Raw genomic sequence first — 2,082 nt, 5'->3', positions numbered from 1 at the left:
TCTTCGGGAGGTTATGTGATGAGTCTAACAGACAAAAGAATAGAGTGGAAAGCGCGTTTTGATACCTGGAAAACGAGTGGATTGAGCGTAGCTGAATGGTGCGAAGAACAAGACATTAAACGCCATCAAATGTATTATTGGGTTCGAAAGTTTGAAAATGAAATGACGTCTCCCGAACAAGTTCCCTCTGAAACCCAATGGCTAACAGTTAGTGTAAAGGATGAACAAAAAAGCCTTGGTGGTGGACAGGAATCCGTACTTATACACTTTCGCTCTATTTCCGTTGAGGTGCGTCCGGGAGCCAATATGGCCTTATTATCTGATGTTGTCCATGTGCTTCAGAATCAATGCTAACTCATTTTCATTTTGAACGTGCCTATTTGGCACGTGGTAGTACCGATCTTCGAAAATCAATTGATGGTTTGGCAGTTATTGTGAAAGAGTGCTTTGAGCTTGATCCTTTTTCCCCTTGTTTATTCGTCTTTTGTAACCGGAAGCGCGACAAGCTGAAAATTCTTCAGTGGGAAAATAACGGGTTTTGGCTTCATTATCGAAGATTAGAAAAAGGAACATTCCACTGGCCATCTGAAAAGGATGAGACCCCCATGACGATTAGTCCACGCCAACTCGGTTGGCTGCTTGAGGGCCTGTCCATTGAACAAAAACAAGCACACCAAGAAGTCAAAGCGCGAACCATTCTATAAAAATAGTCTATTAAAAATAGAGAATTCGACTAGTCAGGTCGGATTCTTTTTCGTATAATTTATTTATGGAAAAAACAGCGCAGACATCAAAAGAAACAATTGAATACTACAAAGAGCGCAACGAAACACTTCAAATGGAAAAAGAAGCGTTAGAAGCCAAATTAAAATGGTATGAGGAACAATTTCGTCTCAGCCAACACCGTAGATTTGGGACGTCTAGTGAGAAGACTCACCCCGATCAGCTCTCTCTTTTCAATGAAGCTGAAGCAACAGCTGACCTAGCTGTTGAAGAGCCCACGGTTGAGACTATTACTTATAAGCGTAAGAAACAACGGGGTCAGCGTGAACAGATGCTTGAAAACCTGCCTACAGAAACGATTGAACATCGTTTATCTGATGAGGAACAGGTTTGTTCGTGCTGTGGTGGTGCCCTACACGAGATGAGCACGGAAGTGCGCAGGGAAATAGAAGTCATTCCAGCACAAGCAAAGATAAAGAAACATGTGCGGTATGTATACAGCTGCCGTCACTGCGAGCACAATGAAATAAAGACGCCGATTGTCACAGCGACCATGCCAGAGCCTGTTTATCCAGGAAGTTTGGCTTCACCATCGGCAATCGCGTATACCATGACGCAAAAATACGTGGAGAGTATGCCACTCTATCGCCAAGAGAAACATTTAGAGCGTTTCGGATTATACATACCCCGGCAAACTCTGGCTAATTGGATCATGTATGGTGCCAATACGTGGCTCAAGCTCATTCACAATGAAATGTATGAGCATCTTTTGAAGCAAGATATTCTTCATGCGGACGAGACAACCTTGCAGGTTCTTTCCGAACCTGAACGACCAGCGACGTCGACTTCATACATTTGGCTCTATCGTACTGGACGAGAAAGTTCACCCATCGTTCTGTATGATTATCAGCAAACTCGTGCAAGCAAACATCCCCGTCGATTTTTGGCAAACTTTCAAGGCTATTTGCATGTAGACGGTTATGCGGGTTACAACGGAATGACTGGAGTGACCTTGGTTGGCTGTTGGGCACATGCACGCCGTAAATTCACCGAGGCCTTGAAGGCTCTGCCTGAATCTGCGAGCACTTCTGCCGTTAAAGCCAAGGAAGGTCTGGCGTTTTGTAACCAACTTTTTGAAATTGAGCGTGATCTTAAGGATGCAAGTCCAGAAGAACGCTATGAAAAGCGATTGGAACGCAGCCAACCTATCATGGAGGCTTTTTCAGCATGGCTTCGTGAACAAACACCACGTGTTCTGCCTAAAAGCGCACTCGGACAAGCGATCAAATATTGCCGTAACCAGTGGGATAAATTAGAGGCATTCTTGAAGGATGGCCGTTTGGAAATTGATAATAACCG

3 protein-coding genes are annotated in these 2,082 nt (G+C 44.2%); all 3 read left to right on the top strand.

Going from position 1 to position 2,082, the window contains the following annotated elements; all coding sequences use genetic code 11:
- Window positions 1–354: IS66 family insertion sequence element accessory protein TnpA (gene tnpA / locus IEV91_RS21450; protein WP_229745689.1), on the top strand; the 354-nt coding region annotated here is incomplete at its 5' end.
- A complete protein-coding gene (gene tnpB / locus IEV91_RS21445; protein WP_188499465.1) occupies window positions 348–704 on the top strand; it encodes an IS66 family insertion sequence element accessory protein TnpB in 357 nt (118 codons plus the stop codon). The genes tnpA and tnpB, both read left to right, overlap by 7 nt.
- Before the next feature lie 65 nt (window positions 705–769).
- Window positions 770–2,082: IS66 family transposase (gene tnpC / locus IEV91_RS21440; protein WP_188499464.1), on the top strand; the 1,313-nt coding region annotated here is incomplete at its 3' end.

The sequence above is a fragment of the Pullulanibacillus pueri genome (assembly GCF_014639255.1).
Taxonomy (GTDB): Bacteria; Bacillota; Bacilli; order Bacillales; family Sporolactobacillaceae; genus Pullulanibacillus; species Pullulanibacillus pueri.
The sequence above is the reverse complement of the archived record's forward strand: the minus strand, read 5'-3'. Positions and strand labels throughout refer to the sequence as shown.